The sequence below is a fragment of the Agarivorans sp. genome (assembly GCF_050295395.1).
GTDB lineage: Bacteria > Pseudomonadota > Gammaproteobacteria > Enterobacterales > Celerinatantimonadaceae > Agarivorans.
The window spans coordinates 1-13310 of record NZ_JBNKPP010000218.1 but is presented as its reverse complement, the minus strand read 5'-3'; the positions used below and the strand labels follow the sequence as shown (position 1 = coordinate 13310).

The following is a 13310-nucleotide window of genomic DNA, read 5'->3' as shown; positions in this document are numbered from 1 at the left end:
GCATCCTGAGTTTGGGTTACCGGCGGCGTTAAATTCGGCATGATGATGGCGCGCGAGAAATACCTAGCACTGGCGTTGGCGGCAACATTAAGCATAGCGCCGTCGCGTAAATGAAGGTGCCAATCATCCGGTCTGGTAATGGTAAGCGTTTGAGTCACAACTATCCCCTGAGTCGATATTACGATGCGCCAAAGTCTACCCGAACTTGCTAATCAAGTCTTGTTTAGTCGCGCTAATCCAAGCCGCCCAACTTAAGTTAATAAACTAACTACCAGCACCACACGATTTGCTTTGGCGAGTAACTAGGAAGGGGAAACGAAACCTAGGCACAAGTCGACACCCACGCCTAGGTAATCGGGATTAATTAAACACTTCTTTGAACAAGCTATCCATGGCGCGAAATGAACGCGCCGCTGCTTTAGGATGATAGTTCGCCTTACCTACCGCATTGGCTTGTGGATTGGTAAATGAATGGACTGCACCGCCGTAAGCAATTAATTGCCAATCTACCTTCGCATCGTTCATTTCTTTTTCAAAGGCCGCCACCTGCTCTGGCGGAACATAAGGGTCAACGGCGCCATGTAGCACTAAAATAGGCGCCTGAATGTTGTTAGCATCGGCAGGATTTGGCGTATCTAAATTGCCATGAAAAGACACTACCGCGGCTAAAGGCTCACCGCCGCGGGCTAATTCCAATACCGCACCGCCACCAAAGCAAAAACCAATTGCCGCAACTTTACTTGGATCGGCATTTTGCGGCAGATTCGCCTTCATCGCTGCTAAGGCCGCTTTGGTTCTTCCCCTTAATAAAGCGCGATCACTTCTTAAGGCTCCGGCAGCTTTACCCGCCTCGTCAGCGTTAGCCGGGCGCACATCGGTGCCATACACATCGGCCATCATTACTGCGTAGCCCATGGCCGCGATTTTTTTCGCTTTATCTAATGACCCAGAAGTTGGCCCCATCCAGTTGGGTACCATTAATACCGCTGGCAACTGCTGCTGGCTATCATCGTAGACCAAGGTGGATTCAAACTGCTTGTCGGCCATAGTATGGCTAACAGTTTTGCTCACTATGGCCGCATTGACATTTAAGCACAGCGCCATACCACTAAGTAAACACAGAGTTTTCATATACCGTCCTTTTTTATGGGTGTGAGTTATGCTTAACGTTCAGTGTAGTGGAATAGTTTGTTTCGAATGAAAAATATCCAAAGAAGACTGTAAACCATGACAAACTCAAGGCTTAGTCACAGAAGCCACGGTATCCAGATAAAACTATGATATGGTTAGCTTGTATCATCATTTCAGTTAAATATTCAGGCGAATGAACGACAACACTTTTTTATTTCACGACTACGAGACCTTTGGCGTTCATCCGGCCAAAGACCGCCCTTGCCAGTTTGCTGCCATTAGAACAGATTGGGATTTAAACCCCATTGGCAAACCAATCGAGCTATTTTGTCAGCCTCCCAATGACTATGTGCCCCACCCTGAGGCTTGCTTAGTGACTGGGATTACCCCACAAGCGGCAATGCAAAAAGGTTTAATTGAAAGTGACTTTATTGCTCGAATTAACCAAGAGTTTAGCCAACCAGGTACCTGTGGGGTCGGTTATAACAGCCTTCGCTTTGATGATGAAGTCACCCGCTATACCTTATTTAGAAATTTTCTCGACCCTTATGAACGGGAATGGAAAAACGGTAATTCTCGCTGGGATTTAATTGACATGGTGCGAGCCTGCTACGCGCTGCGCCCTGAAGGCATAGAATGGCCAACCAACGACGATGGCCTAGTCAGCTTTCGCTTGGAGTTACTCAGTGCTGCCAATGGCCTCAGCCATGCCAATGCCCATGATGCGGTATCCGATGTATATGCCACCATCGAACTGGCCAAGCTAATTAAAGATAAACAACCTAAGCTGTTTAACTACCTACTTAACTTGCGTAATAAGAAAGCCGTAGCCGAACAATTTGACCTGCTTAATAACAAGCCCTTAGTGCATATTTCTGGCATGTTTGGTGCTGCGCAGGGTTGCGCTTCGTGGATCCTGCCTGTTTGCTGGCATCCGGTAAATAAAAACGCCATGGTAGTGGTGGACCTTAACAAAGATGCTCAGGTGCTATTGGAATTAAACGCCGAACAGTTGCACCAACGGCTTTACACTGCCCATAGTGAACTGGCTAGCGATGAAAAACCCGTACCGGTTAAGTTAGTCCATACCAATAAATGCCCAGTACTGGCGCCAGCCAGTACCCTCAGCCCAGAGCGAGCAGAACAACTCGGTTTAGACCGCGCACAATGCCGCCAAAGCTTAAACTTGTTAGTCCAGAACAAAGCCGAACTAAGCCAAAAGCTTAGCCAAGTATTCAGTATTGAACGTGAATTTGAGCAAGATGATGACCCAGCTTGCGCACTTTACCGCGGCTTCATTGGTAACGCCGACAAACAACAAATGGAGATGTTACGCGCTAGTGACCCGGCACTGATTAGCAAACAGCAGTTTCAATTTGAGGATCCCCGACTTAATCGACTGATCCTGCCTTACAAAGCCCGTAACTACCCTGAATACTTAACTGAAGCCGAGTTACAACAATGGCAGGCGCATCGACAAGCTAGCCTTAGCCTGCAAATAGCCCAAGTGTTTCCTGAGCTAGAAGCCTTAATGAATCAACATCAAAATGATACCCATAAGGTAAATTTGTTGAAAAGTGTCTATAACTACATTGAAAATCTTTAAAAACGTGACCAAAACATAATTTTATACTGGCGATATCGTTATAATTTTGACCGTTGAATAAGGAAGTTAATCAGGTCATGGCAATGCAACAAACAACAGGGAGTGCTTTTATTCGCGCGGCTTATTTAGCTTGTGGGCTAATCGCCGTGGTTGCACAGCCCTGCGTTGCAGAAGAAGGCGTCAATCAGTTAAGACCGTCTTCTTTGTTACGCCTTAGCGCCGAGCAATTCGCCCTACTGGGTGATGTGTTTGAAAAAGCCTACCAAGATACTGACTTCTCACCCACCTTAACCAATAGCTACTTTTCTAATACTCAACTCTACGACATGGTGGCCGTACCGGTAATACAAACACCCTTTAACGATTTTCGTGTTGAGCTATTCAGCCATATTTATGACCCAAAGTATTCGGTTTATAAGCAGCTGAGTGAAAATTCGGTTTACCACAACTTAGGCCAGCGACAACTCTCTTACCTAACCAATAAGTCAGATATTGCAGTTGGCCTAGGAATAGTAGCGCCATTAAACGATACGATGTCGATGAAAACGATTTTGTCTAGCCATGACATTCCAGGTTATGGAGACAGTAAGTTCTCGATAGGCATAGAATTTAAATACTAAGCCCTCACCTTAGTAAGATTAACGCTTAATTGACAACGCTAAGCTTTATATTCAAATACCACCGCACTATTCGCCGCCAAACTTAGCTGCACTTGCTGGTTTTGAGGCTGACAAGCAAATTCATCATCACACCACAATACTTGCCACTGGCTTAAGTCCAGATCCACCAACAACGAAAGGCTTTGATGCGCATCCCAATTAAACCAGTATTGGCGGACTAACTGACCATTTTGATATTGCTTAGCATGGCCTAAGTCACTGCGCTCAAAGCGTGCGGCTTCGGCTTGATTCTGCTGCAGTTTTTGCAAAACCTGTTGCTGTTCTGGCTTGAGTTCGAGCAAACGGTCACCAGAAAATACCAGACCGCTACTGGCCAACAGACTAACTCGATGCCAATTGTACGCCGCTTGGTTAGTTTGCTGCTGAGCGAGGTTATTTAGGGTCACGCAATCAGGGTCGTTTTGCCATAAACGCTGATCTTGCCAATTACGGAAGAAGGTCTCTTTAGCGATTTGCTTAAAACGGTCGATGTTTCGTTCAACGTCATCGGCTACTCGCATACCATGTACTAAACCCAAGGAAGGCCACATCGGGGCATTACAACCGAGTATATAAGCCTTACCTTCACAGGCCTGCTGAATGGTTTGCATACCCATACGGTACGCTTCAATTCGCGTTTTATCGCTCTGCGCTCGGTAGCCCTTGGCCAAGGTGCCCCAATAAATCGCGTCAAGTTTAAAATAACGCACTCCCCACTGCTGATACATATGGCGAAATACTTTGTATAAATAAGCATTGGCCTCTGGCTGAGTAGTATCTAACACATACCAAGGTGTGCAACGCCACCCTCCATAGGTGACTTTTTCAGCGGCCAAAGGCTGGCCATCTTGGTCTTTAACAAACCAGTCGGGATGTTGCTGGAATAAGCGTGACTCAGCCTGAGCAATAAAAGGCGCTACCCAAATAGCGGGTTCTTTACCCTGTTCTCTAATTTGCTTGCATAAATGCTCAACCCCGCCCGGAAAGCGATTTGACGGATGTAGCCAATCTCCCATAAATTCTTGATAGCCATCGTCAATAAGCAGATGCTCTAAATAATCATAGGGATCCAGCAATTGCTGCAAGTTTTCTGCAATATCGGCGGCGCTAATATCGGCATAGTAGTGATACCACGAACACCAACCATTGGGCTTAGCGGGCCAAGTTAGCCGTGGATGATGACGGTTAATGGCGCTAGCAAATTCGGCCAATACACTTTCGCGGTCGGCACCTTCGCTGACAAACAGATGTTCACTCTCGATGGCGCTGCGCCCAGTTAGCGCCAAGGTATCGGTATCAAAGCCTATCAGCAAACGACCATCGGGATAAATTTTAAAATAGCCACTAAAACGTAAACAGGAACTAAAACCAAGCAAGATGTAACGGCCATCCGTTTCGATGAGCAATTGATTGTAGGCGGTGAAATGATCATGATCTTCGCTTAAGCGATACTCTGTAGCATCGGGACAACGACCAATGGCCTTAATATGCTCTGCTTGACCATAACTTTGGGCTAACATCTGAAAGCCTTCGGCATGAAATTTAGCGTGAGGAGGAAGCCTGCCAGCCAACAAATCCACTTGCCCCAAGCGAATGTTGTGACTAGATAAGTTATCGACCCTCACCACACACTCATTGCCATCCCACTGAGGGGTGTACAGCAACTTATTTCGACTCGGCAATAGATGCCACTGACGAACCATTTTCAAAACAGAATCAAGCATATAACTATTATCAACACCTTTAGTTAGAATCAAACGCGGGATGGCCACAAATATCTAAGACTCTCAGATATCACAGGTAATGACCTAGCAGGATGATTATAATCGAAGTGGTAAGCCAATATTCATCAATTGGCACAACGATTGACACATTAAAGGGAACGATTGATATGTCACAAACAGCCCAACAAGACCCTGCATTATTAGAAGCCCTCACTTTGCTTCTTGGTAGCGACACCATCCCCAATATGCTAAATGCCCAACAAAGCCAAGCGCTCTGCCAGCATTTAGATTGTAGCCCAATAGAATTAGCCGAGCGGATGCTGCCTTTGGCCGCGAGTTTTTCTTTTGCTCCAAAATCTAATTTTCATGTGGGAGCCATCGCGATTGACCAACAAGGGCAGCTGTTTTTAGGCGCCAACTATGAACTCGCTTACGGGCCCTTAAGTGGTAGTTTGCACGCCGAACAAAGTGCCATTTTTAACGCACTGAGTCATCAGGCAGCGGCCCTAACCGACCTGGTGATTAATGCAGCCCCTTGCGGTTATTGTCGCCAATTCATTAACGAGCTTGCCGTGGCTAGCCAACTAAAAGTTCACTTTAATCAGCAAAATTACGATTTTAGCCAACTGCTGCCGCAGTCCTTTGGGCCTGATGATTTAGGCGTACAGTCACCGCTAGCCAAATTGAATATCACCAAGGCCGAACAAGCCGTCGATTTTGCCAAGGCTAGCTATGCACCTTATACTCAAGTGCAAAGCGCAATGTTCGCCTATCAGGGTGAACAACGCCTCGCTTGGAGCTGCTATATCGAAAACGTTGCATTTAACCCTTCTATCTCGCCGCTTCTCACTTTATTATCGCAGTTAAAATTAAACCACTTAAGTTTGGACAAAGTTGAACGCTTCGAATTATGGGAACATAAGGACAATCAATTCAGCTTTAAGCAAGAATTGGAAAATTTTGCACTCCATTCTAATAAGACCATGGTCCACTATGACTACCCTTAATCTAGGAGTATTTACATGTTAGGAACTGCGCTCAGCACTTCTGCCACAAAAGTGTTGTTACTTGGAGCCGGTGAACTTGGCAAAGAAGTCGCCATTGAATTACAACGTTACGGGGTAGAAGTGATAGCCGTAGATCGCTACCCCAACGCCCCGGCCATGCACATTGCTCACCGCAGTTATGTCATCGACATGCTTGATGGCGAAGCCTTAAAGGACTTAGTCTTAAAAGAACAGCCACAGCACATCGTGCCAGAGATAGAGGCGATTGCGACTCAAACCTTGCTTGAATTAGAGCAACAAGGTTTTGCGGTGACCCCCACCGCTCGCGCTACCCAACTCACCATGAACCGAGAAGGCATTCGCCGCCTAGCCGCAGAAACTCTAGGTTTATCTACCTCCGCTTACCAATTTGCCGATACCTTGGAAGAATGCCAACAAGCCGTTGAAAAAGTGGGCTTTCCTTGCGTATTAAAACCGGTAATGAGTTCTTCAGGTAAAGGCCAGTCCACCTTAAAAAATGTAGAACAGCTACAAGCCGCATGGGATTATTCGCAACAAGGAGGTCGCACCGGTGCGGGACGAATCATTGTAGAAGGCTTTGTTGATTTTGATTATGAAATCACCTTGTTAACCGTTAGCGCAGTTGATGGCATACACTTCTGTGACCCGATTGGCCATCGTCAAGAAGATGGGGACTACCGCGAGTCTTGGCAGCCTCAAGCCATGTCTGAAGTGGCATTGGCACGCTCGCAAGACATTGCACGCAAAATCGTTAAAGAGCTGGGTGGCTACGGCTTGTTTGGTGTAGAGCTGTTTATTAAAGGCGACGAGGTTTACTTTAGCGAAGTTTCACCTCGCCCGCATGATACCGGCATGGTTACCCTGATTTCTCAAGACCTTTCAGAGTTCGCGCTGCACGCTAAAGCTATTTTAGGCCTGCCCATTAAACAAATTCACCAGTTTGGCGCCAGTGCCTCGGCAGTGATTATGGGCAATGGCCAATCCTCTAACTTACGTTTTGATGGTTTGGCGGAAGCCCTAGATCATGCTAACAGCCAACTACGTCTATTTGGTAAACCTGAAATTGATGGCCAGCGCCGCTTAGGGGTGGCACTTAACCGTAGCGACAGCATTCAGCAAGCTATTCATAACGCCAAGCAGATTGCTGAAAAAGTACAGGTAAAATACTCCTAATGGACTCAGGGGCATTCTCTCTAAACGATGAAGAGTTGGCGCTATTATTGGCGCCAAACGCTGCCCCTGCCTCATCAAAACTATTAAGGGTATTGTGGTTTCAATACCCTAGCCAAGCAATTCGTCACTCCATCGAGCATATTTACATAAAAGATTTCGACGAGTTGCAACTCCAGCTGCAGCACAGTAACGAGTTTGATGCGCTGATTATTAACAGCCACCAGTTAAGCTCTGAACAACTGGGGCTATTGGCTGATGTGTTAGAAGAACAATCACAAATCTCAGTATTCTTAGTTGGGAAACTGCCCAACATGGCCTTTGATTTGCCGGATTTCACCTACTGTGCCAGCCCAAATGAGCTACTTGAACAATTCAATTTCTGGTGTGACACCATCAAGCAGCAGTATCAAGATTGGGCCAGCCACAAAACTGTTTATCTCTATAATGCTCAAGCCAGCAAACAGATTGAGGCTGCATTTCAGCAACTGAGCTTTACCCACTACCATCAGTGGCAGTGCTCTTCAACGCTTCCATTAGCAGCGGCACAACTGCTTGTATTAGTAATTGATGATGATGACCCACAACTCGTTGAAACCTTAGAAACGCTGACTACAGCTATTCATCGGCCGGGGGTGATTTTTATATTTGCTGAGCACTCTAGGCTTAAAAGCAGCATCATACTATTTGCCAAACAATACGGCTTAAACTTGTTAGCGTCGGCCACATTAAGTCAGTTCCAACAACAGTTGTCCTTTTTAAGTCGGCAGTTTTTTCGCCGTTATCGACATCGATTAAACCAACTCGCTCTTAACAGCCAACACTACCAATATTTAATCACCGCTACCGAAGATAGTCGTTTATTAGGGGCTTGGGATTGGCCAAACGATCCCGCTTATAAGGTAGAACAAGCCAGCCAGCTATATGCCGTATATTGGCACCGATATGACGCAGGCTCATTAACCAGCCATATTGATGCACTCGTCCCCGAACACCAAAAACATAAACTGTTATTGGTGTTTAATCCCGACTTCCCCACTGGGGATATATCAACCTTGATCAGAATTAAGCAGCAACAGGTAAAACTGGCTTGGCAACCTGAGTTAATGGCACAGCTAAACAATGCTCATCAAATGCTCGACTTACTGGATGTTTTGGTGATTACTCTAGATATGTGGGTATTGCTTAACCAGAACAGTGACAATCAGTTAGTTTGGCAAGAAATTGAAAATGCCTGCCAATTGCAGCAGGTCCGGTTAGCCATATTAGGTGGGCAACTTGATTTGATTAGCGATTGGCGAGATAAAGGCTTCGACTTGTTAGTGCACCGTGATGATGCCGAACCCGTCTAAGCCACTTGATAATAACTAGCAGTAAGAGCTAATTCTTTATTGATGATAGCTTTTGCCATTTTGGCACATTTGCCGCATTCAGACGCCACCCCATGCTGTTTTTTCAAATCAGCTAAAGTTTCACAGCCCTGATGCACCGCCTGCTTAATTTGTTTATCGGTAATGCCGTGGCAGATACATACAAACATCACTTAACCCCACAATGAATACTGCAGAGATTATATTGCGAACCATTATCATTCGCAATATCTTTTTTTTGCAATTAAACAGGATTGTCGATGTCGATGAAATGCGTTTCCAAATCATATTCCTGAGTCAGCCACTCACCTAAGGCCTTCACCCCGTAACGCTCGGTGGCATGGTGTCCGGCGGCAAAATAATCGATGCCCATTTCTCTGGCGGTATGCACGGTGTTTTCCGAGACTTCACCACTAATAAACGCATCGAGGCCCTGTTCTGCAGCCAAGCCGAGGTAAGATTGCCCACCACCGGTACAGATCCCTATTTTTTGAATCATTCGCTGATTGGAAATATGTAAGGGTTTGCGTTTTAACACTTGCTCGATACGCTCGGCAAATGCGGCTCCGCTCATCGGTTCGGCTAGGCGCCCCACCATGGCCACACTACGCGGATCCCACGCTTCTAAACCACGCTTTAGTTGAATACCCAAACGCTGAGCCAACTGGGCATTATTGCCTAGCTCCGGATGCACGTCTAAGGGTAGGTGGTAAGCGTAGAGATTGATATCATGGCTTAATAAAGCCTGTAAGCGGCGGCGCTTCATACCGGTGACTACTGCCGCTTCATTTTTCCAGAAGAAACCATGATGAACTAAGATGGCATCAGCCTTTAGCGCTATCGCTTCATCAATTAGAGCTTGGCAAGCGGTGACCCCAGTAACAATACGTTTTACTTCCGAACGTCCTTCCACCTGCAAACCATTCGGGCAGTAATCTTTAAACTTAAAGCTCTCTAAATGTTGGTTTAAAATGTTTTCTAATCGGGTACTTTTCATAAGGCCTACTCACAACTATTTTGCGTATTGTAAGTAGCGCATGCACTAGGAAACAAGCCCTGTAGTAGAAAGGATCTTAAAACAAGATAAATTGTTTAGCGCTTTCAGATTGCTGCATCCAACTAGGACGGTTATTTCGTTTGATCCATTGACGGTGTAACGCGCTGTAGAAAGGCGCTCTAAGGCCGGCTATCGCCACCCAAGGAAAGGCCATCAAGCCCACTAAAAATAGTCCACTACGGCGAAAAAAAATAACACTGGCAGAAAATTGCTGACTCATATCAAACTCCAACTGGTTAGACCACACGATATTAACCAACAATCTGTAATATAACTACAAAAATTGCTAAAAAATGAGCAAACAACCAATCAGTAGATTAAATATTTGTAAAAAAGCAACAAATAACCAACATTCCAGCCACCACTTAAACTCCAACACTAGGCCCAAGCACAGCCTGAAAATAGGGCAAAACACTTAAATTCCCCCTGATTTAGTGCACGCTTCGCGACCAACGATGAATACTCACAGCAACTAACAACCACACTGGTTCACAATTAAGCCATTGATTTAAAATAACAAACAAATAATCAACAATATCAACAAGAACCAATTTAGATTCTTGGCTAAGAAATTGCTTCGCACTGTCAACTGACCACATGGTCAGCTTTCATAATAAGATACGTAAGGGAATACCTATGAAACACAAAATTACAGTGGCAACGCTGGCCTTATCTGGCCTATGTTTTGCTGGCCAAGCCAGCGCAGAAATGAACTGGAGTACCTTTAGTTTAAGTTATCTCTACGGTACCGACTATGAGTTCACACCTAATGGCAAGATGCAAGTGCTTACCGTAGAGCATGCCAGTGCGCATAGCTGGGGCGACAACTTCTTCTTCGTAGACCGAACTATGCCCAGTGAAGGTGATGCCAGCTTTTACGGCGAGTTATCGCCTCGCTTTAGTATTGGCAAATTAAGCGGCAAGAAACTGGCGTTTGGTGCCATCAATGACGTTTTAGTTTCAACCACCTTGGAAATGGGCGACGGCTTCACCAACTATCTTTATGGTATTGGTCTTGGTCTGGATGTGCCCGGTTTCCAATATTTTAACCTCAACTTTTATCACGTCAGCAACGAAGTGGCCGCAGATGATGACCAGCTTACCGTCACTTGGGGTGCACCGTTTAGCATTGGTAGTCAAGACTTCTTAATTGACGGCTTTTTGGATTGGTCAACGGCCAGTAGTACCAACAAATCAGAAATGAACTTTACCCCCCAGTTTAAATGGAACTTGGGTAAGAACTTTGACACCAGCGCACCGCTTTACCTTGGTGTAGAATACGCACATTGGAACAATAAGTACGGTACCGACGTTGATGAACGTGTCGCATCGTTACTATTAAAATGGCACTTCTAAAAAACTAAGGCCCCTTTGAAAGCACTTCAAAGGGGCCTATTATTACCCGGTAAAACTGAGCAACAGACTACTCATTCGCTGAATATTCTCGCATCATCGCTTCCACGGTTTCGACCATGTTTTGACTGCCACAGAAGAAAGGTATTCGTTGGTGTAACTCAGTAGGCTGAATATCCATAATTCGATTAAAGCCATCACTAGCCTTCCCCCCCGCCTGCTCGATTAAATAAGCCATGGGGTTACATTCATACAATAAACGTAACTTACCTTTAGGCGCTGATGCAGTAGAAGGATAGATGTATATTCCGCCCTTCAATAGGTTTCGATGGAAGTCAGATACCAAAGAGCCAATGTATCGGGAGGTATAAGGGCGATTGCTCGCGGGATCGATCTCCTGGCAATACTTCAAGTACTTCTTCACACCGGTTGGAAATTTAAGATAGTTACCTTCGTTAATCGAATAGATCACCCCATCATCAGGAATACGCATGTTTTCATGAGACAAGTAAAATACCCCTAAAGAAGGGTCACAAGTAAAGCCATGGACGCCATGTCCCGTGGTATACACCAACATGGTTGACGAACCGTATATCACATAGCCTGCCGCCACCTGACAATGACCGGGTTGCAGAAAGTCTTCCAATACCACTGGAGTGCCACAGGGGCTAACTCGCCGATAAATAGAAAAAATGGTGCCCACTGACACATTAACATCAATATTTGACGAACCATCGAGGGGATCCATCAGCACCACGTATTTACTGTCGGAGCGGGCGCTGTCAAAACTGACAAATTCGTCCTCTTCCTCTGAAGCCACACCGCACACCTCTCCCCGGGCTTCTAAAGCGGCTTTAAATTTTTCATTCGCGTACAAGTCCAGCTTTTGTTGCACTTCTCCTTGTACATTTTCTACACCTGTAGCACCAATAATATCTACCAGTCCGGCCTTGTTGATCTCACGGTTCACCACTTTCGCAGCCAAGCGTATCGCACCTAGTAGCTGAGTAAGCTCCCCCGTCGCATTGGGAAACTGGTGTTGCTTTTCTATTATGTATTCACCAAGAGTAATCATTGTCATCCCTTATTTAGCTGCACGTTTCCTTGAAAACCTTTTCAGGCCTCAATGTTATTTTGCAAGTATTTACGAAAAATTACCAGCTCACTCAAAATTAGCCCTAAATCAGCAAAAAACATTTGCCAAATGTACAAAAAATAACTACTGTATATCCATACACTGTACAAACAAACAGTATGAAGATGGTTAATTGAGCATGGAGCAAACAATGGCACAACCTATTGAACAACTGCTACAAAGCAACAAAGTATGGCAAGGCAGCCAATGGCAACAAGCGAATATTGATGTTCAGTCAAGTGGCTATGAGCAACTCGACCAACAACTACCCCATCACGGCTGGCCTCACAGTGGACTCAGTGAAGTACTGTATGAAAAGCATGGTGTAGGAGAACTACAACTATTGCTTCCAGCCTTGGCAAAGCTAAGCCAACAAGAGCGGTGGATTATTTGGGTGGCCCCTCCCTTCATGCCTAATGCTCCAGCCTTGCAGCAACATGGGGTAGATATCAGTAAGCTGATTATTGTGCGAGCTAAACAGTGCCAAGATATTCTTTGGACCATTGAACAAGCCTTAAAAAGTGGCTCTTGTAGTGCAGTCCTAGGTTGGTTAGATCATTTAGATTTAAAAGCCAGTCGCCGTTTACAACTGGCCGCCGAGCAAGGCAATTGCCATAGTTATTTGTTCAGACCACAGCAGCAACAGCAGCAAAGCTCAAGTGCCAGTGTTCGCCTAGCCGTTAATGTCAGTAAACGCAGTAATCAGATTAACTATCATCTACTAAAACGTCGCGGAGCAGCACCACTGTACAACCAAGAGCTAACGCGCCTAAATTAAAGCTATGACTCATCATGTATTGGATTTATTTTGACTTTCCTCAGCTCGCGCTAGATTTATTGATGCGCGAGCGAGCTAGCCAAGAAGCCTTAGCAATTCACCACAACAAGCAGATTATTCAAGCCAATCAAACCGCTAAACAGCTCGGGATCTATCTAGGCTGTTCACTCAATACCGCTTATCAGTTAGCACCACAACTGCACGTTTTTCAGCAACAAATCTCTCAGTGTAGCCACTACTTTAAGCAGCTGGCACAACAGGCTCTCGCCTATTCACCGCAGGTGGCAAGCCATCCTGAA

At 45.6% G+C, this 13310-nt stretch carries 14 protein-coding genes and 1 pseudogene; 8 read left to right on the top strand and 7 right to left on the bottom strand.

Annotation, left to right across the window (positions count from 1 at the left end; genetic code table 11):
* Nucleotides 1-158, bottom strand: a pseudogene (locus ACQY6Q_RS12410) (dihydroorotase); the annotation flags it as partial.
* A gap of 202 nt (nt 159-360) precedes the next feature.
* On the bottom strand, nt 361-1131 hold the full coding sequence (locus tag ACQY6Q_RS12405) for a dienelactone hydrolase family protein (RefSeq protein WP_427981843.1): 771 nt from the start codon (nt 1129-1131) through the stop codon (nt 361-363).
* Nucleotides 1132-1324: 193 nt separating this feature from the next.
* On the opposite strand from ACQY6Q_RS12405, the gene sbcB reads away from it, so the two are divergent.
* Together sbcB and ACQY6Q_RS12395 are read left to right on the top strand one after the other, a co-directional pair.
* Nucleotides 1325-2737: an exodeoxyribonuclease I gene (gene sbcB / locus ACQY6Q_RS12400; RefSeq protein ID WP_427981842.1), complete on the top strand. Its 1413-nt coding sequence runs from the start codon at nt 1325-1327 to the stop codon at nt 2735-2737.
* Nucleotides 2738-2820: 83 nt separating this feature from the next.
* Nucleotides 2821-3357, top strand: coding sequence for a hypothetical protein (locus tag ACQY6Q_RS12395; protein ID WP_427981841.1), 537 nt, complete (start codon nt 2821-2823; stop codon nt 3355-3357).
* Between the two features lie 38 nt (nt 3358-3395).
* On the opposite strand, the gene ACQY6Q_RS12390 is transcribed toward ACQY6Q_RS12395, so the two are convergent.
* Nucleotides 3396-5120 (bottom strand): alpha-galactosidase, encoded by a 1725-nt coding sequence (locus tag ACQY6Q_RS12390; RefSeq protein ID WP_427981840.1) that lies wholly within the window; start codon nt 5118-5120, stop codon nt 3396-3398.
* Nucleotides 5121-5287: 167 nt separating this feature from the next.
* On the opposite strand from ACQY6Q_RS12390, the gene cdd reads away from it, so the two are divergent.
* From cdd to ACQY6Q_RS12375, 3 genes are read left to right on the top strand one after another with little or no spacing between them, the layout of a single operon-like run.
* Nucleotides 5288-6127 carry a cytidine deaminase gene (cdd, locus tag ACQY6Q_RS12385; protein WP_427981839.1) on the top strand — a complete coding sequence of 280 codons (840 nt, stop codon included), beginning with the start codon at nt 5288-5290 and terminating at the stop codon, nt 6125-6127.
* 15 nt (nt 6128-6142) lie between these two features.
* Nucleotides 6143-7321 carry a formate-dependent phosphoribosylglycinamide formyltransferase gene (purT, locus tag ACQY6Q_RS12380; protein ID WP_427981838.1) on the top strand — a complete coding sequence of 393 codons (1179 nt, stop codon included), beginning with the start codon at nt 6143-6145 and terminating at the stop codon, nt 7319-7321.
* Complete coding sequence (locus ACQY6Q_RS12375; protein ID WP_427981837.1) at nt 7321-8670, top strand: hypothetical protein; 1350 nt, start codon at nt 7321-7323, stop codon at nt 8668-8670. Before purT ends, ACQY6Q_RS12375 begins: the two co-directional genes overlap by 1 nt.
* Here the strand turns inward: ACQY6Q_RS12375 and ACQY6Q_RS12370 are convergent.
* The 3 genes from ACQY6Q_RS12370 to ACQY6Q_RS12360 all read right to left on the bottom strand — a co-directional run bounded on the left by ACQY6Q_RS12370 (nt 8667) and on the right by ACQY6Q_RS12360 (nt 9965).
* Nucleotides 8667-8858 (bottom strand): bacterioferritin-associated ferredoxin, encoded by a 192-nt coding sequence (locus tag ACQY6Q_RS12370; protein ID WP_055731452.1) that lies wholly within the window; start codon nt 8856-8858, stop codon nt 8667-8669. The two genes, ACQY6Q_RS12375 and ACQY6Q_RS12370, sit on opposite strands and share 4 nt — an antisense overlap.
* Before the next feature lie 74 nt (nt 8859-8932).
* Nucleotides 8933-9685 carry a Nif3-like dinuclear metal center hexameric protein gene (locus tag ACQY6Q_RS12365; RefSeq protein ID WP_427981834.1) on the bottom strand — a complete coding sequence of 251 codons (753 nt, stop codon included), beginning with the start codon at nt 9683-9685 and terminating at the stop codon, nt 8933-8935.
* Nucleotides 9686-9761: 76 nt separating this feature from the next.
* Nucleotides 9762-9965 (bottom strand): DUF2517 family protein, encoded by a 204-nt coding sequence (locus ACQY6Q_RS12360; RefSeq protein ID WP_427981833.1) that lies wholly within the window; start codon nt 9963-9965, stop codon nt 9762-9764.
* Between the two features lie 416 nt (nt 9966-10381).
* Between ACQY6Q_RS12360 and ACQY6Q_RS12355 the strand changes: the two genes are divergently transcribed.
* Nucleotides 10382-11101 carry a DUF5020 family protein gene (locus tag ACQY6Q_RS12355; protein ID WP_427981831.1) on the top strand — a complete coding sequence of 240 codons (720 nt, stop codon included), beginning with the start codon at nt 10382-10384 and terminating at the stop codon, nt 11099-11101.
* 67 nt (nt 11102-11168) lie between these two features.
* Here the strand turns inward: ACQY6Q_RS12355 and fbp are convergent, their stop codons facing one another.
* Nucleotides 11169-12173 (bottom strand): class 1 fructose-bisphosphatase, encoded by a 1005-nt coding sequence (gene fbp / locus ACQY6Q_RS12350; RefSeq protein WP_427981830.1) that lies wholly within the window; start codon nt 12171-12173, stop codon nt 11169-11171.
* A gap of 211 nt (nt 12174-12384) precedes the next feature.
* On the opposite strand from fbp, the gene imuA reads away from it, so the two are divergent.
* Nucleotides 12385-13011 carry a translesion DNA synthesis-associated protein ImuA gene (gene imuA / locus ACQY6Q_RS12345; RefSeq protein ID WP_427981829.1) on the top strand — a complete coding sequence of 209 codons (627 nt, stop codon included), beginning with the start codon at nt 12385-12387 and terminating at the stop codon, nt 13009-13011.
* 14 nt (nt 13012-13025) lie between these two features.
* Nucleotides 13026-13310 (top strand): hypothetical protein (locus tag ACQY6Q_RS12340; RefSeq protein WP_427981828.1); only part of this gene is annotated, 285 nt, incomplete at its 3' end.

Coding starts and splice junctions, on each gene's coding strand:
- ACQY6Q_RS12395 (WP_427981841.1), top strand. CDS start 2,821: ATGCAACAAACAACAGGGAGTGCTTTTATTCGCGCGGCTTATTTAGCT.
- ACQY6Q_RS12370 (WP_055731452.1), bottom strand. CDS start 8,858: ATGTTTGTATGTATCTGCCACGGCATTACCGATAAACAAATTAAGCAG.
- cdd (WP_427981839.1), top strand. CDS start 5,288: ATGTCACAAACAGCCCAACAAGACCCTGCATTATTAGAAGCCCTCACT.
- imuA (WP_427981829.1), top strand. CDS start 12,385: ATGGCACAACCTATTGAACAACTGCTACAAAGCAACAAAGTATGGCAA.
- ACQY6Q_RS12375 (WP_427981837.1), top strand. CDS start 7,321: ATGGACTCAGGGGCATTCTCTCTAAACGATGAAGAGTTGGCGCTATTA.
- ACQY6Q_RS12360 (WP_427981833.1), bottom strand. CDS start 9,965: ATGAGTCAGCAATTTTCTGCCAGTGTTATTTTTTTTCGCCGTAGTGGA.
- sbcB (WP_427981842.1), top strand. CDS start 1,325: ATGAACGACAACACTTTTTTATTTCACGACTACGAGACCTTTGGCGTT.
- ACQY6Q_RS12365 (WP_427981834.1), bottom strand. CDS start 9,685: ATGAAAAGTACCCGATTAGAAAACATTTTAAACCAACATTTAGAGAGC.
- ACQY6Q_RS12405 (WP_427981843.1), bottom strand. CDS start 1,131: ATGAAAACTCTGTGTTTACTTAGTGGTATGGCGCTGTGCTTAAATGTC.
- fbp (WP_427981830.1), bottom strand. CDS start 12,173: ATGATTACTCTTGGTGAATACATAATAGAAAAGCAACACCAGTTTCCC.
- purT (WP_427981838.1), top strand. CDS start 6,143: ATGTTAGGAACTGCGCTCAGCACTTCTGCCACAAAAGTGTTGTTACTT.
- ACQY6Q_RS12355 (WP_427981831.1), top strand. CDS start 10,382: ATGAAACACAAAATTACAGTGGCAACGCTGGCCTTATCTGGCCTATGT.
- ACQY6Q_RS12390 (WP_427981840.1), bottom strand. CDS start 5,120: ATGCTTGATTCTGTTTTGAAAATGGTTCGTCAGTGGCATCTATTGCCG.